At 53.6% G+C, this 21,177-nt stretch carries 21 protein-coding genes; 13 read left to right on the top strand and 8 right to left on the bottom strand.

What is annotated here, in order from left to right; genetic code table 11:
• Positions 1 to 179 precede the first annotated feature (179 nt).
• The gene (locus SYN9616_RS0102505; protein WP_028951725.1) at positions 180 to 1,127 is read left to right on the top strand and encodes a hypothetical protein; all 948 of its coding nucleotides are present in this window, start codon (positions 180 to 182) and stop codon (positions 1,125 to 1,127) included.
• Here SYN9616_RS0102505 and stpA read toward each other — a convergent pair.
• The 3 genes from stpA to SYN9616_RS0102490 all read right to left on the bottom strand — a co-directional run bounded on the left by stpA (position 1,084) and on the right by SYN9616_RS0102490 (position 3,852).
• Entirely contained in the window at positions 1,084 to 2,301 is a 1,218-nt protein-coding gene (gene stpA, locus SYN9616_RS0102500; RefSeq protein WP_028951724.1) for a glucosylglycerol 3-phosphatase, read from the bottom strand. The two genes, SYN9616_RS0102505 and stpA, sit on opposite strands and share 44 nt — an antisense overlap.
• A 119-nt stretch (positions 2,302 to 2,420) precedes the next feature.
• Positions 2,421 to 2,972: a hypothetical protein gene (locus tag SYN9616_RS0102495; RefSeq protein ID WP_028951723.1), complete on the bottom strand. Its 552-nt coding sequence runs from the start codon at positions 2,970 to 2,972 to the stop codon at positions 2,421 to 2,423.
• Position 2,973: 1 nt separating this feature from the next.
• On the bottom strand, positions 2,974 to 3,852 hold the full coding sequence (locus tag SYN9616_RS0102490; protein ID WP_028951722.1) for an MBL fold metallo-hydrolase: 879 nt from the start codon (positions 3,850 to 3,852) through the stop codon (positions 2,974 to 2,976).
• Between the two features lie 251 nt (positions 3,853 to 4,103).
• Between SYN9616_RS0102490 and SYN9616_RS0102485 the strand changes: the two genes are divergently transcribed.
• Positions 4,104 to 5,405, top strand: coding sequence for a Rieske 2Fe-2S domain-containing protein (locus tag SYN9616_RS0102485; protein WP_028951721.1), 1,302 nt, complete (start codon positions 4,104 to 4,106; stop codon positions 5,403 to 5,405).
• A 12-nt stretch (positions 5,406 to 5,417) separates the two neighbouring features.
• On the opposite strand, the gene SYN9616_RS0102480 is transcribed toward SYN9616_RS0102485, so the two are convergent.
• From SYN9616_RS0102480 to SYN9616_RS0102470, 3 genes are all read right to left on the bottom strand, one after another.
• On the bottom strand, positions 5,418 to 6,014 hold the full coding sequence (locus SYN9616_RS0102480; protein WP_051410919.1) for a hypothetical protein: 597 nt from the start codon (positions 6,012 to 6,014) through the stop codon (positions 5,418 to 5,420).
• A gap of 105 nt (positions 6,015 to 6,119) precedes the next feature.
• On the bottom strand, positions 6,120 to 6,533 hold the full coding sequence (locus SYN9616_RS0102475) for a hypothetical protein (RefSeq protein ID WP_028951719.1): 414 nt from the start codon (positions 6,531 to 6,533) through the stop codon (positions 6,120 to 6,122).
• A gap of 36 nt (positions 6,534 to 6,569) precedes the next feature.
• Positions 6,570 to 7,154, bottom strand: a complete 585-nt coding sequence (locus SYN9616_RS0102470) for a glutathione S-transferase family protein (RefSeq protein WP_028951718.1) — start codon at positions 7,152 to 7,154, stop codon at positions 6,570 to 6,572.
• 56 nt (positions 7,155 to 7,210) lie between these two features.
• Between SYN9616_RS0102470 and SYN9616_RS0102465 the strand changes: the two genes are divergently transcribed.
• The 7 genes from SYN9616_RS0102465 (at position 7,211) to SYN9616_RS0102430 (ending at position 15,219) form a co-directional block, all read left to right on the top strand.
• The gene (locus SYN9616_RS0102465) at positions 7,211 to 8,728 is read left to right on the top strand and encodes a hypothetical protein (RefSeq protein ID WP_028951717.1); all 1,518 of its coding nucleotides are present in this window, start codon (positions 7,211 to 7,213) and stop codon (positions 8,726 to 8,728) included.
• Positions 8,729 to 9,504: 776 nt separating this feature from the next.
• Entirely contained in the window at positions 9,505 to 10,641 is a 1,137-nt protein-coding gene (locus SYN9616_RS0102455; protein WP_028951716.1) for a phosphotransferase enzyme family protein, read from the top strand.
• Between the two features lies 1 nt (position 10,642).
• Positions 10,643 to 11,224 (top strand): DOMON-like domain-containing protein, encoded by a 582-nt coding sequence (locus tag SYN9616_RS0102450; protein WP_028951715.1) that lies wholly within the window; start codon positions 10,643 to 10,645, stop codon positions 11,222 to 11,224.
• Positions 11,225 to 11,259: 35 nt separating this feature from the next.
• Entirely contained in the window at positions 11,260 to 12,198 is a 939-nt protein-coding gene (locus SYN9616_RS0102445) for a transglycosylase SLT domain-containing protein (RefSeq protein WP_028951714.1), read from the top strand.
• 65 nt (positions 12,199 to 12,263) lie between these two features.
• Positions 12,264 to 12,932 carry a hypothetical protein gene (locus SYN9616_RS0102440; RefSeq protein ID WP_028951713.1) on the top strand — a complete coding sequence of 223 codons (669 nt, stop codon included), beginning with the start codon at positions 12,264 to 12,266 and terminating at the stop codon, positions 12,930 to 12,932.
• A 50-nt stretch (positions 12,933 to 12,982) separates the two neighbouring features.
• A complete protein-coding gene (locus SYN9616_RS0102435; RefSeq protein WP_028951712.1) occupies positions 12,983 to 14,308 on the top strand; it encodes an O-acetylhomoserine aminocarboxypropyltransferase/cysteine synthase family protein in 1,326 nt (441 codons plus the stop codon).
• A gap of 17 nt (positions 14,309 to 14,325) precedes the next feature.
• Positions 14,326 to 15,219, top strand: coding sequence for a homoserine O-succinyltransferase (locus SYN9616_RS0102430; RefSeq protein WP_028951711.1), 894 nt, complete (start codon positions 14,326 to 14,328; stop codon positions 15,217 to 15,219).
• Here the strand turns inward: SYN9616_RS0102430 and SYN9616_RS0102425 are convergent.
• Positions 15,151 to 15,498 (bottom strand): hypothetical protein, encoded by a 348-nt coding sequence (locus SYN9616_RS0102425; RefSeq protein WP_028951710.1) that lies wholly within the window; start codon positions 15,496 to 15,498, stop codon positions 15,151 to 15,153. The genes SYN9616_RS0102430 and SYN9616_RS0102425 overlap by 69 nt on opposite strands.
• A gap of 71 nt (positions 15,499 to 15,569) precedes the next feature.
• The gene (locus tag SYN9616_RS0102420) at positions 15,570 to 16,451 is read right to left on the bottom strand and encodes an SGNH/GDSL hydrolase family protein (protein ID WP_156918633.1); all 882 of its coding nucleotides are present in this window, start codon (positions 16,449 to 16,451) and stop codon (positions 15,570 to 15,572) included.
• A gap of 17 nt (positions 16,452 to 16,468) precedes the next feature.
• Between SYN9616_RS0102420 and SYN9616_RS0102415 the strand changes: the two genes are divergently transcribed.
• The 4 genes from SYN9616_RS0102415 to SYN9616_RS0102405 all read left to right on the top strand — a co-directional run bounded on the left by SYN9616_RS0102415 (position 16,469) and on the right by SYN9616_RS0102405 (position 20,597).
• Positions 16,469 to 17,077, top strand: a complete 609-nt coding sequence (locus SYN9616_RS0102415) for an alpha-ketoglutarate-dependent dioxygenase AlkB (protein ID WP_028951708.1) — start codon at positions 16,469 to 16,471, stop codon at positions 17,075 to 17,077.
• Positions 17,078 to 17,418: 341 nt separating this feature from the next.
• On the top strand, positions 17,419 to 18,435 hold the full coding sequence (locus SYN9616_RS16995) for a hypothetical protein (protein WP_156918632.1): 1,017 nt from the start codon (positions 17,419 to 17,421) through the stop codon (positions 18,433 to 18,435).
• Between the two features lie 930 nt (positions 18,436 to 19,365).
• The gene (locus SYN9616_RS18055; RefSeq protein ID WP_255326785.1) at positions 19,366 to 19,497 is read left to right on the top strand and encodes a hypothetical protein; all 132 of its coding nucleotides are present in this window, start codon (positions 19,366 to 19,368) and stop codon (positions 19,495 to 19,497) included.
• A gap of 323 nt (positions 19,498 to 19,820) precedes the next feature.
• The gene (locus SYN9616_RS0102405) at positions 19,821 to 20,597 is read left to right on the top strand and encodes a DUF192 domain-containing protein (protein ID WP_037990608.1); all 777 of its coding nucleotides are present in this window, start codon (positions 19,821 to 19,823) and stop codon (positions 20,595 to 20,597) included.
• The last annotated feature ends 580 nt before the right edge of the window (positions 20,598 to 21,177 follow it).

Below are 21,177 nucleotides of genomic sequence, written 5' to 3'. Positions count from 1 at the left end.
CCAGTGTCGTGGTGAGCCTGATTCATCAAGGGGATCTCCAAGTGAAGTGCCTGAATGTCGCGTCATGAACAGACAACGGCAAGCCATTGCCTTCCAGAAAAAGACAATCCCCAACGTTGCTTCGATTCTCTTAACGATTCAAACTGGTCCTGTTTTCCAGCGTTGTCTCCACACCCTTCGTGCGTCCCTTACCCCTGGTGTTGCTGTGCTTGGCCTCAGGGTTGCTCGGAATCCTGACTGCCGTCCTGTTGCATCCACAGGGAGGACTGGATCAAGGCGTTTCACCTGTGATCAGTGAACTGTTGCCGGAACCTGAACCGCCACCGCCGCCGCCACCCACGCGGGACGAACTGGTGGTGTTTAAGCAGGATCAAAGCCTTGAACTGCTGCGAACAGACGGAACGCGGGTCGAGATCGGCTATCACAGCGCCGTGCTTGATCCGCGTTGGATCTCGATCGACTTCTTCGGCGGCTGGAACCGTGAAATGGAAGCAAACGAAGATGTGCAGGCGTTGCTGTTCACCTCAGGCCCCACCTTTGCGCGTGGACAGGGCAACGGTGAACTCGGAATGGTTCTGCATGGCGACTTGATGCTGGCCAATGGCACCTGGCGGGCCGGAAACCTCACGGCCGCACGCGAACGGGCTTGGATGGGAATCACCAAGGACGGAGAGCTGGAGTTTGGCTATGGACCCCTGACTTCAGAGCTCGAGCAGGAGCTGCAACTGTTCATTGGTGGACTTCATGCGTTTACAAACACCACACGTGAACCTCCGGAGTCTTACGAAGGCGTTTATGGGGAAATGAAGCTCGCCGACGTGCGGATCATTTACGGCCTCCGCCCCGATGGAAAGCTGGAACTCGTGGAAACGGCCGATGGGGTCTACTTCCCGGATCTGGAGCAATTTGTGAAACAGAAAGGTTTTCTGGCCGCCTACCTGCCAGACCATGCCTCCAAGTCCCGCCTGATCATTCCAGGCACCCGTCTCTGGAGTGAGGAGCAGGCTGTTTGGGTGAGCGGCGGCAAACCATCGATCACCCAGATGCCATTTCTACTGAAGGTCACCCCGTCAACGGAATGGATCAATCAGCAGCCCGCTGCGAGCGACGCTCTGATAGGTGAATAAACCATTGGATGTAGCCCTCCGGCCCAGACGGCATCAGCACATCGAGATGCAAAGGATCCTCAGGGTCACTGATCCCGGCCAGCGTTTCATCAGCCAAGCCGGGGCGATCCACCTCTCCGTGACTGCTGTCCACAAGAATCACGCGGTTGCTCTGACCACACCATTGGCCAAGATCCTTCAACAGGGTGAGGAAGCCACGGTCGCTGCCGCCACGCAGCCACCCCTGCCCGTCGGGCGCAGGAGTGGAGGTCACCGTGTCTCCCACACCCACCAACCGTGGCATCTTTTCTTGTGGAATCTTTGCTCTGGCCAGGTCCATCAGAGCTTGATGGGTGCGTGGCGCCGTTCGCACGTTGAAATCCTTGCCGAGAGGTGCCTCGCCCCAGCGCGTTGCGATGTGGCGATTGATCAGCACCAGCAAACCAGCTTCCTTGAGAGAACCGGTGAGCATGAACTGAATATCCGTGGTGCCAACATCACCTGCCACAGACGGTTTCATCCGTTCACGACCGGTGGCATCCCAGCCGAGATTCGGGGCTGCGTGTAAGAAAAATGAGCCGTCCAGACCCTGCTGCGTCGCTTCTTGAAGCAGTTGCTCCATCAGCGCTTCCAGCAAACCTTGAAGTTGTCTCTGCCGTTCCAGATCATTGGGGATCAGCCCAAATAAACCATTGAGATTCACCGTTGGGGACACCTCGGTGTCCAACACGGCCTGATGCGCGAGTTGCGCCAATTGGGTTGGATCGACCTCAGGCAGCAGGGCAGGCAAGCGCTCGAGCAGAAGCGACTCCATCCGTTGTGGAGCTGCTGCGAGAAAATCCATTTCAGCGACACTCACGCCGGGATGACTCATGTCGCCGAATCGATCCTGAAACTGCACGCCACCTGCTGCCAATCCCGGAAGGTACAACCCATCTCGACCAGGGCGATCCTTGCTTCCCAGTGCTCTCTCCACCAGTCGATTCACCCCTCGGCGCCGCTCATGCTCTCCATTGGTGAGCACCATGAAGCTGCCACGCAGGCGTGCTGCCGCTTCGACGTACTGGGGATCCATCTGCCGAGTCAGCGGATCCTTGACCAGCTGCATGCAGACGCCGTCCAGATCCTGCACGATCAGCAGGTCATCAACATCAGCAAGTTCGTCGTGTAAACGCTCAGGTGAAAGTCTTTTCATTAAGCTTTTCATTAAGGGGATTAAATTAATTTTTGATCGAGACTTTCCAGAATCAGACTCAATATAACCTACGGCTTAAAAGTTAAAATACGACTAAAGTTGAGTCCTACCCCACAGGCTCAAACAACCGCTTCAGAGCAGGCATAAGTCTGACCAATACGAACAGCCTCAAGCTCAATGGATTCAGTCTGAGCCAAACCAAGATAACGCTCATCACTGAGGTCAGCTGCATCAAAAACAAACTCAAGCTCAACCACCTTCTTGCGAACATTCACACCCTCAAGACGACCCTCCAGGACATCACTACTCTCTTCGGCCGAAGCTTTTTTCAACTCAAAATCAAGCTGCACTTGCGAGCATAGATCTGCTGAGTTAATCAAATCTTTGCCTGGGGAATGGTCGCGTAATGATATGCCCGTAAGACCATCAATTCCAACAGAATCGAGAGTCTTATCAACGATTTGATTGAGATCCAGGCTCAGCAAGGCCTGACCTTTGTCGCCGGGCACAAGAGCTGCATTCTTTGCAAACAAACTGACGAACTCAGCAGCAGCATTCTCATTATCTTGCTTGTTGAAGCTATTGTAAGAAACGAGCCTTTCCGATGACGATGCTTTTTTCTCAGGCAATGTATTGTAGACAAACCCAACAAATTGCCGACCCGAGATCAAATCACCTTGACCCCCACTTTTTATCATATTTTTTGGTTAAATCAAGATCCTTGACTGCCTCAACATCAAGACCCTTATCTTTATATTCTCGAACATCCTCGCTGATGTTTTTCAACATTTTTTGATACTGAAAAAGCTGCTTGCGCCCTGCCAGATCTCCATGCCCGGGAATCACAACTGTATCCTTATCTGAAATACGAACCACTCTATTGATTGATCTTATGAGGCCAAGGATTGTGCCTCCACTATTGGCGTCAATCAGGGGATAGTCGCTGCTCATAAAAATATCTCCGGTATGAAGAATATTCAAATCCGGTACCCACACAGCCAAATCACCATCGGCATGCCCTGGTGCCAGACCAATCAAGCGCATGCGTTGATCACCGGCATAGATCGACATGCTGCGACCAAACGTGACAACGGGAAGACCAGATTCTCCTGGCACTCCGTAGCCAACCATATGCTCGCGAGCGTTGCGATGGGCCAGAACAATGGCGCCTTGATCAACCATTTCATCATTGGCGCCAGTGTGATCAGGATGCGCATGGGTATTCACCAGGAAGAAGGGCGCGAAATCCTGCTTGGTGATCTTTTTGACGAGCTTTTCATAGTTTTTTGCGCAACCGCTATCAATCAGAACAACATCCTTTCCACGCTTGAGAATGGCAACATTGCCAGCATGAAACTTTTCAGCATTGAGAAGAATCAGCTTCCATTTTCCAAATTGATCTTTTTGAACAACCTGTTCGTTCCACTGTAAAAGATCCGTCTGCAAGCTGCAGGGAAAGCCAAGAGGCAAAGCATCCGGGTTGGTCGTCACTGCCTGTTGCTTGAGCTGCCCATCATTGCCGGAGTGGGGATGCACATGATGAGCAGCCATTGGAATCGATCACCTGTCTGATCTGCATGATATTTCGACTGAGCGCGTCTTCCTGTTGCTCTTGAGTTGCCTGGGATCGACAAGTCTCCTGGAAGAACTGAACAGTCCAAGCGAATACACAATTTGAGCATCAGGAACCCGACGCCAGCCTCCCAACAAGCTCAGCAACAGAACACGAATGCAATCTGCTGATGCCTCAAGTCGGTTGGGAGGACATTTCGCGATCATGATCCTCCTCCGTTGTGGACGTCATGCATCCCACCTGGACCGAGCAATGGTGGCCCGTGTCCTACCTGCAGGATCTTGATCCGAAAAAACCCAGTCGCTTCACGTTGCTGGAACGTGATCTCGTGATCTGGTGGGACAGCGCTGGAGAAAGCTGGAGGGTGTTCCCGGATGTCTGCCCTCACCGTCTGGTTCCCCTCAGCGAAGGCCGGCTCAACGCAGAGGGGCAACTGGAATGCCCTTATCACGGCTGGAGTTTTGATGGAGACGGCCAGTGCAAAACCATCCCTCAGGCGGAGGAGGGGACCAAATCAGAGGGCCGACGATCCCGTTGCGCCAGTTTGCCGACCGCGAGCGGACAGGGATTGTTGTTTGTCTGGATGGGCTCTCCGGATGCGGCTGATCTCACCTCCTTGCCACTGGTACCGGTCCTCGAGGAACAGCCCGAGAGCTGGACGATTCAGGACACTTTTCGCGATCTCCCAATGGATGCCGTCACCCTGCTGGAGAACGTCCTGGATGTGAGCCACGTTCCCTTCACACACCACAAAACCGTGGGCAAACGCGAGAACGCATCTCCGGTTCTGGCCACGATCACCCGAGAGGACGCTCATGGATTCGAGGCCTACTGGGAGGAGGGCCCACGTCGCGGAACACTCGGTTCACAGGCCACCCAATTCATGGCACCCCAGCTGATGTGGCATGACCTCACGGCCAAGGGATTCGCACGCATCCTCACCGTTGTTTACGCCGTCCCGATCCGCCGGGGGGAATGCCGACTGTTTGCACGTTTTCCCTTCCAGTTTCAGGCCGCTGCCCCGAAACTGCTGATCGGCCTGCGGCCCCGATGGCTCCAGCACATCGGAAACCACAAGGTTCTCGAGGACGACCAGGTCTTCCTGCATTGGCAGGAGCGTGTTCTTGAGCGGAACGGTGGCAGCGCAGCCAGCGAACGCGCCTTTTTTCTGCCTACAAGAGCCGATGTCTATGTGGCTGCTCTCCATCGCTGGATCAATGGCAATGGTGGCGAGCCATTTGCGGGTCAACCACTACCTCCAAGACAGGGGACTGACGTCCTGATGGATCGCTATCACAGTCACACGGTGAACTGCCGCAGCTGTGCAACCGCCTTGCGACGGATTCAAGCGATCAGACCTTGGCTGTGGGGAGGCTTGTGGACGTCTGCAGCATTGATCAGCTGGGATGGTTGGTTATGGCCAGCACTGTCAATAGCTGTACTGATGGCTGTTCTGCTGAAGCAAACCGCCAGCTGGCAGAAGGGTCTCACCGTTGGAGATGGCCAGGCACCTCGCAACAAGATGTCGTAGACCGAAACCAAATCAGAACCCGATTCGCGTTCTAACCTTGCCATCAATGCCAACAGCGCCTGAGACGTCAACTTCACCGTTGACATCAACCGCTCCATCCACAACGACAGGCTCATCAACAGTAACTCCGCCTTTGACTTGAATTGGTTCCTCCGTGGCGATCGAGACTGGCGATTTGAGCCTGATCGGAGCCTGAATGGAATCGACAGTGGTTTGAACAGTGCCTTTAAGACGGGCACCGACATCGCCCTGGATGGCCACCGGTGATGCGATGCGATCGACACTCACAGGGCCACTGATCTGAATCGGCTGATCACCATCACGTCTGCTGTCCCCATCCACAGTGACGTCGGCGGTCACAGGTAGTGGCCCATCAGCCCGAATCGTGACGGAGGATGGCATCACGAGACGATCCACGTTGATACCACCCCCATCGATGCGGATCGGAATGGGTTGACTGAGAATCCGCAGCAACGCACCAGCAAGAATCAAACTGGATATCACCACGGCCAAGGGCCAGCGACAGGCGAACAGCCATTGCAAACGGGTGGTGGGTCGAAAGTCGACCACTGGGCCTGGATTCTGTTGCTGCTGCTGCGAACCCGTCATCACGCGTTAGGCAGAAGATCCCCATCTTTCCCTGACTCCCATGCTGAGACACCCGAGCTGGGACGGTCAGTTCTTTGTCGGTCAGGGCAGCAGCTTGGGACGCACCTAAGCATCGACTTTGCCCTCGATCAAAACGACCCCGTCCACGGAAACATCACCGTCAACCGAGATGGGGTCTGGACTGGAAATCTGCACGGCCCCCTCAACACTGGCCTGAGCGTTCACCTGTAGTGGAGCCTTGATCTCGCGCACGGTGACAGGACCACGAATCGACAGGAGGGGATCATCGGCGATGCGAACCTCATCTTTGACGTCCACCACGCCCACCACCGGCAAGGGCTGTTTCGCCTCAATCGTGAGGCTGGCTGGCATCACAAGTCGATCGACATCCAACCCTCCTTCGATCCGAATCGGAATTGGTTGACTGAGAAGCCGCATCGCAAGCCAAGCGATACACAAGGCAGCACTCGCCAGAACGATGCTGAAGACCTGTAGCAACTCAGAGCGATCGCGGGACATCGCACCGATGCATTGAACCGCAATACACCGCGCTCGTCAGTCCATGCCCATCACCTTGCGATAAGCCGGACGCTGACGCGTTTGAGCGATCAATTGCTGAATCGCTGGATATGGAGAAAGATCTTCTTGCGGGAAGAAAATCGGTAGGTAGGCGAGATAGGCCGTCACCGCACAGTCCGCAGCCCCCCAGGACTCACCCACAAGCGGCCGACCAGATGCCAGCTGCCGATTGAGCTCCTGCATGAGGCGGGGAAACTCCCGTTCCCGGTTGCTGGGAACAAACAAAGCAATGGCCAGGGTGGCATTCGCAAACAGCAGCCATTGGGTTGTGAGCGATCGCTCCACGGCAGACCTCTGCTCGCCGCTGTAGTGATCCTCGAGATGTTGCAGGATCGCTCCCGATTCAAAAAGAGACAACGGCTGACCATCGCCCCCGGCCATGCCGGAATCAACAAGCGCGGGCAGCTTGCCGAAGGGATTGATGGCCAGGTAGTCCGGCTTTCGATGCTCTTGACCTGCAAGATCCAGCATCGTCAGCTCATAGGGAATGCCCTTCTCTTCGAGATACCAGCGCGGCATCGACACCCTGGTCTGCGGGGCTCCGTAGAGGGTGAGCGTCATCATGGAATGGGAGCGCAGAACCAGTCTCACCAACAGGGCCCTCGTAGGCTCCACGAATGCGGAATTCCTTCTTCGATCGCAGCCTGGACGCCCGTTCGATTCGGGAACGGGTCCTGGAGTTAGACAACGCGAAGGTTGGCTTTTACAGCGTTGGGCTCTACCCAGCCTCGCTTGCGTACAACTGCGCCATGCAGAACGAGGCCGGAAGACTGCTTTTGGCGGTGAGGCCAGGTCGAGAACTGCTGGGGGCCTTCTCCCAGGAGGCAACCGACAGCATGGATGCCGGCCATGTCGAGACGGTGCTCGACATGGGCAGTCATCGCGTCAACGGCGAACGCATCCCCAACACACTTGCCGATCTGATTCAGCGTTGCGACCTGGTCGTGCTGAGTGCAAACAGCAGCTATGTCGAGGAAGACCTGCTGGAAGCCTGTCGACTGAGAGAGGAATTCGGACGCGAGCAGGTCGTTCTGGCTTGCCTGGCGGGATCTTTCAACCATGACCCGATCAGCAACAGTGCCTATGTGCTGTGTGAGAAACAGCCCAACCTGGCCTTTTTCTCAGGGTTCCACCGTCACGGTGCTCTGCGGAACCCCTTTGACAGCTTCACAGCGAACTTCTGCCACCCCAATGCCCTGACCGCGATGCTCGGGGCGCAGCTGCTGGACCGCCTCTCTCCCAACATTCAGGTTTCACCTGGGGTTCACAACGTTGAAGGGCAATACATCAAAGCCGCTAAAAACATGGCCTCGGTGTTCGCGGGGTTTGGATATGGGTTTCATCAGGACAATCCCGGTGTGCTGCCAACGCTGCTCACCCTGTTGCTGGATCAGTGCCTCGACCAGGCCGCCACTGTGTCGATGGCTCGCAGCGATCGTCAAAGGCTCTATCACCGCCAGCCGATCCCGCTCACCGAACTCGGTTACGCCGTTCCACGCATCGAAGCCACCCTTGTGCGCGATGGGGACTTCGAGAAGGTGCGCGACCACACCTTCACCCAGCTAACAGCGATGGTGGCCGATGTGCGCGGCAGCATGATGCTGCCTGTTTCAGGCCAACCCACCCGTAACTTCCAAGCGGGTCAGATCATGGCCCAGCAGATGCGAGAGCAGGGTCGCTGCCCAGCCTCAATGGAGGAACTGGAGGGTTGGTGTGAGGCTTCGGGTCTCAGGCGTGGGGCCCTCGAAGGACTGAAGTCGTTGCGTTTCTGGCCTCAGATCGCCCGTCGGTATGCCATTCCCGTCAACGACTGCTCCATGGTGAACCTGCTGTACATGGCGATCTACGGACGCCCTGCAGTCAAGGAAACAGCTTTCCAGGTGATGACGGAAAGCCGCGAGCTCTCGAACTACTGCCAGGAATCTGTGCGGCCGATTCACAGCCGTCGTTATGCGGAAGCCCTGCAAAACCTGGAGGTTCCTGAAGCTCTGGATCTGGTGGTGAATGCCGTGATTGCCGACAATGCCCGAAGTGCCATGCGGCGTGATGTGGATCTAGAGGAAGCTGGAGAGTCTGGAATTCCCGCTTATCTTAAATTAATGGATGTCATCGAGACGTCGCTAGATCATCAGTAGGAGCAGTTAATAGCTTAGCCATTACTGATAGACAACGGCTTGCAATTTCAAACGTCTACCGACAAAAAATAACACCAGCGCTAGCGATTTTTGCTTGAAATGAACATCAGTGATCCATAGCGAATTGCTATCAAACCTGAAGCCGATCAACGCAACGATGCAACCGATGAAACTCTTGCCACTCATCGGCTTGTTTCTTCTCTCCACAACATCTTCACTGGCCCAATCGTGATCTCCTCAACTAATCTGCAACGATCGAGGGTGGTGTAGAGGTGGATGCTCTGGGCCCGATCAATGCAACAAAATTAAAATCATTCAGAACAATTTCCCATTCGTTACCCATTACACAAAAACCTCTAAACACCAATTTACAAGTCAAACCAATTGCCAGAAATTTATTGGCCACATTAATCACACGTTCAAAGCTGTTGACGAAGTATCGATTGAAGATAAGAGGACCCTTCAGAAGCCAGGATCAATCGAATTTATCAGTTCCGGAACTGCCTGTTTAAAAGCGTAAAAGGATCGGTACATAGATAAGATTTCTGATTAGGCGCTTCAGCATGCCTGGGCAACAAAATTCAAACAATGCACCCAATGAAGTTCCTTCCAATACTTGGTGCATTGCTCATATCAGCAGTTCCAACGAAAGCTCAGCAACACCCACACCCCAAGAGTCTTGAAAACCGTTGAGTCGGCTGCTGTTCTGCACACCAAACCCTGGTCGCTCCCTGGAATGACGCGATGGTTCTTCTTTGAGACCGTTGCGACCAAGGATGTCCGAAGCCCTGGAAGCCATTGCTGACCGCTTCCATCCGCGCGAACGGATCACTGAGATCCGAGCCCTTGGCTCCGGCAACGTCAACGAAACCTTCCTGGTGACCCATGAGGGCACTTACAAGGGCGGACAGAACGGCGCTTTCGTGATGCAACGTCTGAACACCAATGTGTTCGAGCGACCCGATCTCGTGATGCGCAACCTGGTCGCTCTCGGCGACCACGTCCAGAGGCGGCTGGCTGTACCCCCTCCGGAACTGAGAGGTAGGCGCTGGGAGGTTCCCAGAGTTGTGCCCTGTCGCCAACAGTTTCTCTGGGTTGAACACAATGGCCAGTTCTGGCGTTCGATTTCCTACATCGGTGCAGCCACCACCACCGATGTGATCCGGGGCCGTGAGCACGCCCGCGAAGTGGGCTATGGCCTCGGCATGTTCCACAGCCTGATCAGCGACCTCCCTGCAAACAACCTCGCCGACACGCTGGAGAACTTCCACGTAACGCCAACGTATTTAGATCGTTACGATCAGGTGGTCAGCATGCAACCCCCTGATCCTGGCGATGCCTTGCTGAACCAGGCCTGCGGCTTCATCGAGACGCGCCGACTCGGAATCGACATTTTGGAAAGCGCCCTGGCACGCGGTGAACTGCAGCACCGGCCGATCCATGGAGATCCCAAGATCAACAACGTGATGATTGATGAATCCACCGGTCAGGCCGTCGGCCTGATTGATCTCGACACGGTGAAGCCAGGCCTGATCCACTACGACATCGGGGATTGTTTGCGCTCCTGCTGCAATCCAGCGGGAGAAGAAGCGGACAACCCAGAGGATGCACATTTCGACCTATCTCTCTGTGAGGCGATCCTGGCGGGATATCTCAGCGTGGCGCGTGGTTTTCTCAGCGATTGGGATCTGCATTACCTGCCGGACTGCATCCGTCTGATTCCTCTTGAACTGGGTTTGCGTTTTCTCACCGATCACCTGGAGGGTGACGTCTACTTTCATACCGATGACCCGGGCCACAACCTCCGCAGAGCCGCCGTGCAATTTCAGCTCACCAAAAGCATCGAAGCCCAGCTGCCTGCGATCCGCAGCCTGGTGGACGATCTGACCAAACCTGAAGCCGGGCATCCCTGACGTGGCTCGTCCCGCAGTCATGCTGCGCCAGGCGTCGAGCCTCGTGGCCTTTGAACAGCAGCTGCCTGAGAAGGTGCGGCTCAGCGCTGAACTGATCTGGAGCTCAGACGGATGGATTGAGCTCAGTTACGGCATTTTGATGCCGGCCTCTGGAGGCATCGGCGACCTTGTTCTTCCCGATGGCCTGATCGACGGTGTGCAGCCCGCTGGGCAGCGTCGGGATCATCTCTGGGAAACCACCTGCTGTGAAGCCTTTCTGGCAATTCCAGGAGATGAGAACTACTGGGAAATCAACCTGTCTCCAAATGGAGACTGGGCTGTTTACCGCTTCGATCGCTATCGCGACGGACAACGCAATCAGGAGCTCGACAGTCCTCCCGTCATCCGGCTGAAACGTCGTCATCATCAACTCAGACTCGATGCCCGCCTGCCCTTGAGCTCCTGGTGGCCAGCAGGGCTGTGCCCAGACATGTCGCTCACCGCTGTGTTGGAGGAGAAGACCCTGGGGGTGAGCCACTGGGCGCTGCGCCACGACCAGGACAAGGCCGATTTCCACCGCCGCAGCACCTTCCTTAAGCCCTGAGCGGCTTTAAGTTCGAACGTCGTCAAGCAGCTGCCATGCGGATCCGTCCGATCGTGCTGATCCCCTCCCTCATCACTGTTCTGGGAGTCTCGATGGCTGTTCTGCACAGTCAACAGCGGAGCGCAACAGCCGTCGAGTCCGTGGCAGCTGCACCTGTTCAGGCAGATCCGGTTCAACGCCGTTACCCCGTTGTCCCCTCCGACCCGACAAGCACGGCAACCCTGCTGGCGGAAGTGGAAACAGCTCTTCGCGATCCGACCACACCGCAGCAGCAGCTGCCGGACCTTGGCCACCAACAGCAGGTCATCTATCGGGTGCTGTCGGCCGATGTTCCGCACTCCCAGCTGGTTCTTGCCGCACTGCCCCAGCGCTGGCGAAGTGTGGCTGAACGGCACCTGGCAGCACGTAGAGAGTTCCTGCGCATGAGCCGGGGACGACGCCCCTCGGTACTGCCGGCCTGGCGAATCATTGAACCGGAACCCGCCGAGCAGCTGATCTCTCACTACAAGAAAGCGGAAGCAGCCACCGGCATTGCCTGGGAAGTGCTGGCTGCGGTGAATCTCGTGGAGACGGGCATGGGGCGGATCGATGGTGTGTCGGTGGCGAATGCCCAGGGGCCTATGCAGTTCCTGCCCACCACCTGGGCTGAAGCAGGAATCGGACAAGGGGATATCCGCGATCCCCACGACGCGATCCAGGCAGCAGCGCGTTATTTGGTGCGACGCGGTGGTCTCCAGGACATCCGCCGCGGCCTCTGGGGCTACAACAACAGTGATTACTACGGCAAGGCGGTGATGCTGTACGCCTCGCTGATCGAAGAGGACCCGAGCGCTTACACCGGCCTCTATCACTGGGAGATTCACTTCAATGCCGATACAGGCGATCTCTGGCTCCCGGTTGGATACATCCAACGCACACCGATCAGCGTTCAGGACTATCTGCGGCGGCACCCGTCCAGCAGGGCCCCGCAGTGAGTCCCCCAAGTCGATCCCCAGAAGGCTGCCTTCTACGCTGAGAACTGGCGTGAATGATCCAACGGGTGCCGAAGGAAACCTCCCATCGCGGTGATGAGCTGAAAGCCCTCGGTTGGGGCGAGCCGGATGTGAACCGCTACGTCGAACTCTGGGAGTACAGGCAGCGCTGGGGAGCCATGAACCTGGAGCGGGACGACCGACTGTTTCTGCGCAAGGCTGAACACGTGCTGCCAGCCATCGTCAAAGGACGGGGCTCCACCAAGAAATCCACCAAGGACAAGACCTACTACCGCTGGCTGGTCTTCCACCTCGAAGCCATGCAGGCCGCTGAAGCAGCGATGGAAACCGCAGAGGGAGAGCAGGGGGCCTGGCCGATTCTGCTGAATGTTGAGCTTCAGCTGCTCGATCACTATCAACCCGTACTCGGCCTGCCCGACACCCTGAAGGCAAAGGCCCTCGGGCCGGTGCGCGAAACACTGGCCGGTCAGGCGGCAGCCCTGGGATCCACTCGCAACTACGACTTTCAGGCCGCGCTCAATGCCTTGAAAGAGAAGGAATCGAGCCGGTGGCGCCACCTGCGGGGTGACGAGGTGAGCGACCAGGTTTACCCCGTGCTGAATGCCGACACAGCAGCAGAATTCCGTAGCAATGCTTTGCGGGACATTCAGGCTGTGATGCGCAGCCAGTTCCCATCTCTGGCCGAGACGGACAAGGAGGAACTCACCGAGGCCTAGAAACCTCTCCGACGTCTAGAACAGAGAAAGAAGCACACCGTCACGGCCAGATGTCCCTGCGTTTCGAAACTCTTCAGCTACACGCCGGCCAATCCCCTGATCCCGCCACCAATGCACGGGCGGTGCCGATCTACCAAACAAGCTCCTATGTGTTCAACGACGCTGAACATGGAGCCAATCTTTTCGGGCTGAAGGAATTCGGGAACATCTACACCCGTCTGATGAACCCCACGACCGATGTCTTCGAAAAACGGGTCGCGGCGCTGGAAGGTGGTATGGCAGCGGTGGCAACGGCCTCCGGACAGTCCGCACAGTTCCTGGCGATCACCAACTGCATGCAGGCTGGAGACAACTTTGTTTCCACATCATTTCTCTACGGCGGAACCTACAACCAGTTCAAGGTGCAGTTCCCGCGCCTCGGCATCGACGTTCGCTTCGCCGATGGCGATGAAGTGGAGAGCTTTGCCGCCAAGATCGACGACAACACAAAAGGGATCTACGTCGAGGCGATGGGCAACCCTCGTTTCAACATTCCCGATTTCAAAGGACTCTCATCACTGGCGAAGGAACGCGGCATCCCACTGATCGTGGACAACACTCTGGGTGCCTGCGGGGCTTTGATGAAGCCGATTGACCATGGTGCCGATGTGGTGGTGGAAAGTGCCACGAAATGGATCGGAGGTCATGGAACCAGCCTTGGTGGCGTCATCGTTGATGCCGGCACCTTCGACTGGGGCAACGGCAAGTTTCCACTGATGAGCCAGCCGAGTCCCGCTTACCACGGCCTCGTCCACTGGGATGCCTTCGGATTCGGCAGCGAGATCTGCAAGATGCTGGGCGTTCCGGACAACCGCAACGTCGCCTTCGCTTTGCGTGCTCGCGTGGAGAGTCTGCGGGACTGGGGCCCGGCGATTAGCCCGTTCAACAGCTTTTTGCTCCTCCAGGGATTGGAGACGTTGAGTCTTCGGGTGGAACGTCACACCGACAACGCCATGGCCCTCGCGAGCTGGCTTCAGGGGCATCCGAAGGTAGCCAATGTCAGCTACCCGGGGCTGGCTGGAGATCCATACAACAGCCGGGCCAAGGAGTACCTGACCGGTCGAGGCATGGGCTGCATGCTGATGTTCTCCCTCACCGGTGGCTATGACGATGCCGTGCGGTTCATTGACAGTCTCAAGCTGGCGAGCCATCTGGCCAACGTTGGCGATGCCAAAACCCTTGTGATCCATCCGGCCTCCACCACCCATCAACAGCTCAGCGAGGAGGAACAGGCCTCTGCAGGGGTGACGCCGACGATGGTGAGGGTGTCCGTGGGACTGGAGCACATCGACGACATCAAAGCCGACTTCGAGCAAGCCCTCGCTGTTCTGACCTAAACGCCAACCCAGCCGTCATGGCGCTGATCCTTCCCCGCAGTTACCACAAGATCGAGTCGGTCGAACGCAACCGGATCTCCTGGATTGAGCCGGAACAGGCGGAACGCCAGGACATCCGCGCACTGCGGATCGGCATCCTGAACATCATGCCGCTGGGCAAGCAGTACGAATTCAACCTGCTGCACCCCCTCGGCCTGTCGGTGCTCCAGATCGAACCGATCTGGATCCGTCTCAATTCCCACGCCTACAAAAGCTGGGATCAGGGCCACCTCGATGAGCTGTACATCAGCTGGGAAGAGGCGATGGCCAGAGGCCCACTGGACGGATTGATCATCACTGGTGCCCCTGTGGAACATCTCGCCTTCGAGCAGGTGAGCTACTGGCGGGAGTTGGTGGAACTGATCGAGGAGGCGCGCCGCAACTGCGCGAGCACCCTCGGACTTTGCTGGGCTGGGTTTGCCCTCGCCTATCTGGCAGGCGTGGACAAGGTTTCCTTTGACCGCAAGCTGTTTGGGATTTATCCACTGCGCAGCCTGGTGCCTGGCCACTCACTGATGGGCACCCAGGACGACCGCTTCGTCTGCCCACAAAGCCGCCATGCCGGCCTTGAGGATGCCGCCATGGAATCCGCTCAGCGTCAGGGCCGCCTGCGCTTGCTCGCCCATGGCGAGCGGGTGGGATATACCATCTTCGAAACGCCTGACCAGCGGCAACTGATGCATCTCGGTCACCCCGAATACAGCGTGGGACGCCTGCGTACGGAGATGGAGCGTGACAAGGCACGGGGTGATGTGCCCCCTCCCGAGAATTTCAATCCAGACCAGGCCCAGACGTTGTGGAGATCACACAGGAATCTGCTGTTCCAGCAGTGGCTCTGGTTCTGTTATCAGCGCGTGAGTCTCAGCGCCTGACGGCGAGGGGGCGTTCACCAGGCAACGGTCGACAGGCTTGCGGTTCAGTTCGCGCTCCAGAGAAGCAATCCGACGCTCTCGCAGACAGTGACGACAGCCTCCAAGGGTCTGCAGGTGCTTTTCAGGGGTGATCGAGATCACCTGCACTGGGTGGTTCCGACATCGAATCTTCACCGGGCTTTTGAAACTGCGCCAGCGAATGGCGGAGTAGTCGTACTGATCGCCGAAGCGTTGCTTCGCGCGCTTGAGAAACTCAGCTTTTGTGATTCGTGCGCCCATTGCAGAACTCTATGAGGCTTCTCACCGCAACCCACCACACGCTTCACTGGTCGTCATGGAGCGTTGGTGATTCATGCATCGAATCCAAAGCTCTGCAACTGCTCAGCGGCAAGTGGAACGGCAAGGGTCGCGAATCGCTTGCTTGTGCGACTGTTCGGATGTTCATCATCCAAAAAAACGGGATTGTCCAACTGCGTCCAAAGGGAGCGGCCATCGAGCAAGGCCACGTCAGGGCGTGAATCAAAGGCTTTGCCGAGCCGTCGTTGAAGATCAAGACTGATGGCGTCGAGCAGTTCAAGAACATCCTCCTGTCGTGCGCCTTTCACTTTTGAAGCACGTCTGCGGGCCCGCGGTGTCTCGCTGATTGGCAGCGTACCAATCACAACCATCTCATCAACGAGACCTGTGATGTCATCAACGGCACGGATGATGTTGCGGCTGATGGGACGACTAATGGAACGCATGAAACGTCTGTCGTCATTGTTTTTCTCTGTTGATAAAACCCGTTCAAAAGGTTTCAGGTCACCAAGGGTGTTGAGAAGATCATTGCCGCCGGAGGAAATCAAAACATCCACATCAGAATGCGATTGATAGAAGTCAGCACGTTGTTGCATGGACTGAACTTGATCGGCCAAACCAATCCCCACGCGGAGACCAAACAACGACTGACTGGGTTCTCCATCAGACTGAGCTCCACCATGGGCGTAGTTGTGAACATCGACGGATTGCGCAGGCTCAATCGAGAGCACATCAAACAGCTGACGATTCATCGGGTCGCCACCCATACGCCGCACGAAATGCTCACCCAGCACAGAGCCGTCGGAGGCGCGAACGTTTCCCCCTTTGTCATAGATCGAGTCAACAAAAGGCTCGCGTCCGATCACGGGGGCCAGACCAGCAATATTGCCGGCATCCATAAGGCTCGCCCCAAGAATCACGAGAGTGGACGTCACAGCAGATCAATTGCGTCGTGACACAGTCTGCTCAATCAGGGGGGCAACCATGGACCCTTCAGATGTCGTGGTTGCCAGCCGATGAAGCCAGATGGTGGCGGATCCGATTGATGGAACAGATCGACTGGCAGCAACCGATCGTGACGCTGTACGGGCGACGACACCCAGTCCCGCGAATGACAGCGTTCCTGGCGGCCGATGGACTGAGTTACCGCTACAGCGGCACGGTGCATCAGGGCACGGGTTGGCCAGAGTGGTTCATCCCTCTGCTGTTGAAGGTGAGCGCAGCCAGCGGGACCAGGTTCAACGGATGCCTTCTCAACCTGTATCGCAGCGGTGACGACCGCATGGGTTGGCATGCCGACGACGAGCCCGAGATCAACCAGGCGGAACCGATCGCCTCACTTTCACTTGGCGCCAGCAGGGATTTTTGCCTACGCCTCAAACAAGAAGCAAAAGAAAAACACACGTTGCATTTGAACGATGGTGATCTTCTGATCATGCATCCAGGGTGTCAGCAGGCCTGGATGCATGGCGTACCGACCCGTCGAAAAATTTCAACATCACGCATCAACCTCACCTTCAGACGTTTTCTGATAAAGGCAAGCAATGCCGGAAACAAATGATCAATGCATCAGCCTATAGGCCAGAATACTTGGGTAATTTAATGATTGGCGGCATGAGCGGGAAAAAGATTGCTGTCTGGGCAACGGAACCGACAATTTGCAATGTTATAGCATCAAAAAATGATACACAATTCGAATCCAATCAATTATTTGCTTGCTAGACTACGCCGATGGCCTCAAAAATGAAGAAGTCTGTTTCACCGTCAGCGGTCAAATTCATTTCAGAACCATATAATTATTTCAACCGCATACCCGTCGAAGCTTCTGGCAGTCTCGCCCAACCTGATGTTGTTGTACAAGACTGATCTTGATAACATTCACGAACAACAGATGAACCAGAAATGAGTAAGCATTCAACAAATATTGAGATGATTCATTCCAAGACGGCCCACCAGTGTGCAGGCCTTCTATCACCGCTACTTCGCAATTATCTGGACAAACTTGCCCCAGGGCCGACATACACCGAAGGGGATGTGATCGGCTGGTCTCTCAATCTTCAAAGAAAAGGTAACCAAAGGACTTCGAGCGATGGCGGTGTACTACTTGCAAAAATAATCACATCCTGCAGCCCTGAAGGAAAAAAAAGAACTCTTCTTAGTATTTTATGCATCTCCATTAGCGGTGAATACAATAAATATGAAATTGGTTTGATTTTTTTGAAACATATAACCAATTTCAGCAAAACCATGTCATGGGATGGTTTTCATATTGGGTGTCCAAATTCAGGTTCGTATAGTCAATTCATTCGTTTGCTAACCGGAAATACAGGTCATTGGATGAAGTACCCCGGGAAAATTGTTGTTACGCTTTCAAACCTCAAGAAAGTAGGCCCTCTGTTAAAAAGACTGGAAAGATCTACAGAACGAATGCTTCAGCCAGTGAAATGGACAATCGAACCTTACAGCATGAACGAATTTGATCAATGGGAAGAACGAATTAAATATTCTGAGCAGAACGATTACGGTATACCATGGAATCCAGCAGACGATTCTATCAATTGGAAACCGTCTATAAAATACAGCAGAGTTCTAAAATCAAATGGGCAAATTGTTGGATGGTTAATATGCCACTACATATCACAGGATATGCTGCGCTACGGAAAACTATGGGTTGACCCTGGCTGGGAATCAACGGGCGCACCTTTAGCGCTTCTTTGTGATGTAATGCGGTCAGCGCATTTTAAACACTATGACGAATCATCCAACATCCATCAAACTGGTTCACCAGTAAAAGCAGGTTGCTTCATCTCTCATCCCACAAATCAACGTCTACATCGTTTGATGACCCAAAAATTCAAGCCAGTTTGCGATAGTTGGATTGAATTGGAGAATTACTTCCAGTATTTTGATCAAGTTTGATCCAAGGGCTGAAACCAAACGCATTAGTAATTGGACAACATTGACGAACATGGTGATTATCGTGACTCAACAAGACAGAGATTAGAGAATTATCTTGAAACCAAGCGAGCTAGTGATTCTCGCACTAATGCAAGTATTTCATGGCAAGGCTGCCAACAAAGTCTAGAGCCTTCCAACTCCTTGAGAAGCGGATAGCAGAGAAATAATAAGCTAAATTAGAAACGGGAATTAGCCTATGCCAGCAAAAATAGCATAAAGGGATGCAGTCACAGGGATTCAGTAAGCAAGCAACGATTGGATACCACTGTATAAAAATATGTCCATAGACTAATAAACCAACGGAATTAACTTAGAGAATCATTGAAGTAAACAGACAACAAAGATTGAGATCAATACAGTAACAATACCAGTGTCAAAGCTGCAAATGGAAAAACTGAAGAAACAATCTAAGAATCATTGTTCATTTGACAGGTTCATCGCAAAGAACCGACATCAATGGAAAATTGCGTTGCTGCTGCTGTTGGGCAAGCTCAAAATCTGCAAATTACGTGGCTGCCGAAAGAATGAAAGATAAGAGAAATCGTCATACCCGTGGCAAAACAAAAGGTCGGAGCAAGAAGAAGGTTGGTAGCCTGAACACCACGCTCAAAAGGAATCATAATTAAGGTACGATTCACAACCAAGAAAATCATTTATTCGCTTGAGATGACACCAAAGACAGAGTCATTAAGGGCAAGATAGCAACCATCAATGAGATTATGACGGACAGAAAAGATCAATATTTAGAGGAAACATAATAAACAAAAAATGACAGGGATAATTCAAACGACGAAGGTGCGTGATATGACGAAAACTCTATGGCGGATTAATTCTTTAGAATCAGAGGGTAAATTTGATTATTTTCAATAGAGTTTAACTACTAGTGAGTCCTTGTTCACCACTGAGGTAATGAAGCAGCAAAACTGCATCGGTTTCTTCAAGCGCAGGTTGGCGTTGCGCGTCATAGTCGAACAAGATCAATTAGTGGGCGTCTTGCAGCTTATTGCTCCGCTGGATACTTGAAACTGATCTCACCACCGCCCGTCGAAGGATAGTTGCAATTAAAGATAGGGTACATACCTTTTTTTTCTGTCCTTTGGAGAACACGTTCAAAGTTCACTGGGCTAAAAAACTTTGTAACCGCAATAATATCCATCCGACATAGCTAATCGAAGTGAAGACCCCAAAACAATCTAGGTCGTTGCAGCAGATCGTGACCGATTCGTTGTAGCAGGGATTTGTGACAAGCAAAGGTCGTTGGCTTGTAGCCATAGAAGAATGTCGAATGCTTGCGAACCGCCTATGTTCATCTTGATGGGCTAGAATTAGTTAATACTGATATTTTCATGGCAAAAGCTTCTTGGCAGTCCAAGCGCACGCGTGTTAAGTCGGGGCAAAAAACGACACTCAGAGGAAGCAATTCTCCTGATTATTTGATCGGCAGCAAAAATAACAACAAGCTGCTGGGTGGCCACGGAAGTGACATTTTAGATGGAAAAGATGGTGACGATACTTTAACGGGGGGAGCAGGGGCCGATTATTTTATTATCAGCAAAGGGAATGATGTTATTGCTGATTTCAATCCGAATGAAGGTGATCAGATTGTTCACGCAACACATGATGATATCATCAGATTTCCTTACAATGGAGGAACGTTATTAACAACAGTGCAGCGGAATATCCACACGACAATTGAAACAGTTAGCCCAAGCGAGGTTTCCCTACATTCACAACAGAGATTAAAGCCCACTTTTAAAGTTGTTTTTGAGAACGGTAAAAAAATCAAGCTTGAGTCGGCTACGACTCCATTCCAGCGATCACTTGGTATGATGCAAAGAGAATCACTACCCAACAAAAGAGGGATGATGTTTCCCCTCAAAAAAGTCGATAAGGCATCTGTATATATGTATAATTGTTTGGCACCATTGGATATCGTCTTCTTGAAGAAGGGAACAATTATCGACCTATTTGAAAAAACGCCAATTTGTTTAGAAACTGATTCAGATCTATGCCAGTCCTACCAATCTTCTGAAAAGGTAGATCATTGGCTGGAGTTTCGCGAAGGGACAATCGAAAAAATGGGACTTCAAGAGGGAGATCATCTTGATCTACTTCCAATCTAGAATATTAAACCATTGGATTTACTCAAATATATAAATAACCCGCCAAAAAATCAAACCTTTTGAGGGATGCTTGCCTTGAAATGGTTATTTAACAATGATTACATATAGTCACCTCGGCAATTAAACTTCTCATAAAGTAAGCGCATTAAGGGTAGAATAACAACCAGCTTTTGATGGACATCGGCATTTCTGAAAGCCATTACTCTTGAACATCAGAATAAAATTAAATCTCCGTTGTGTGATTAAGCAGATTCCCGCTTTGCGCGTTATCACCAGAATTTCATAGGTCTCGCGAATTTTTTCCGCTTGACACAACGTTACTGGCAGTCGTAATTGGCAATTGGATCACTGGAGGTATGTAATGCTAGCGCCAGATATGTTTCGGCTATAAATACTTCTAATTTTTAGTATAAACTCAGCACGACTATCCTTCGTCATGGCAAAAGAGTACGACCACGACCATCACGGTCACGACCACGACCATGGTGAGGAGGTGCTGGAGTTTTCAGCCAAGAAACCCAGCAAGCTCAAAACCCTTGATGCTGATGCTCTGATTCATGTTGATGGCACTGACGGCGGC

Source organism: Synechococcus sp. CC9616 (assembly GCF_000515235.1).
Classification (GTDB): domain Bacteria; phylum Cyanobacteriota; class Cyanobacteriia; order PCC-6307; family Cyanobiaceae; genus Parasynechococcus.
Note: the sequence above shows the minus strand (reverse complement) of the source record. Positions and strands in the feature narration are given on the sequence as shown.

Bases quoted from the DNA above. Each gene is read 5' to 3' on its own strand.
- SYN9616_RS16995 (WP_156918632.1), top strand. From the start codon at position 17,419: ATGAGTAAGCATTCAACAAATATTGAGATGATTCATTCCAAGACGGCC.
- SYN9616_RS0102405 (WP_037990608.1), top strand. From the start codon at position 19,821: ATGGCAAAAGCTTCTTGGCAGTCCAAGCGCACGCGTGTTAAGTCGGGG.
- SYN9616_RS0102430 (WP_028951711.1), top strand. From the start codon at position 14,326: ATGGCGCTGATCCTTCCCCGCAGTTACCACAAGATCGAGTCGGTCGAA.
- SYN9616_RS0102455 (WP_028951716.1), top strand. From the start codon at position 9,505: ATGTCCGAAGCCCTGGAAGCCATTGCTGACCGCTTCCATCCGCGCGAA.
- SYN9616_RS0102490 (WP_028951722.1), bottom strand. From the start codon at position 3,852: ATGGCTGCTCATCATGTGCATCCCCACTCCGGCAATGATGGGCAGCTC.
- stpA (WP_028951724.1), bottom strand. From the start codon at position 2,301: ATGAAAAGACTTTCACCTGAGCGTTTACACGACGAACTTGCTGATGTT.
- SYN9616_RS0102485 (WP_028951721.1), top strand. From the start codon at position 4,104: ATGCATCCCACCTGGACCGAGCAATGGTGGCCCGTGTCCTACCTGCAG.
- SYN9616_RS0102475 (WP_028951719.1), bottom strand. From the start codon at position 6,533: ATGTCCCGCGATCGCTCTGAGTTGCTACAGGTCTTCAGCATCGTTCTG.
- SYN9616_RS0102480 (WP_051410919.1), bottom strand. From the start codon at position 6,014: ATGACGGGTTCGCAGCAGCAGCAACAGAATCCAGGCCCAGTGGTCGAC.
- SYN9616_RS0102465 (WP_028951717.1), top strand. From the start codon at position 7,211: ATGCGGAATTCCTTCTTCGATCGCAGCCTGGACGCCCGTTCGATTCGG.
- SYN9616_RS0102445 (WP_028951714.1), top strand. From the start codon at position 11,260: ATGCGGATCCGTCCGATCGTGCTGATCCCCTCCCTCATCACTGTTCTG.
- SYN9616_RS0102435 (WP_028951712.1), top strand. From the start codon at position 12,983: ATGTCCCTGCGTTTCGAAACTCTTCAGCTACACGCCGGCCAATCCCCT.
- SYN9616_RS0102425 (WP_028951710.1), bottom strand. From the start codon at position 15,498: ATGGGCGCACGAATCACAAAAGCTGAGTTTCTCAAGCGCGCGAAGCAA.
- SYN9616_RS0102470 (WP_028951718.1), bottom strand. From the start codon at position 7,154: ATGACGCTCACCCTCTACGGAGCCCCGCAGACCAGGGTGTCGATGCCG.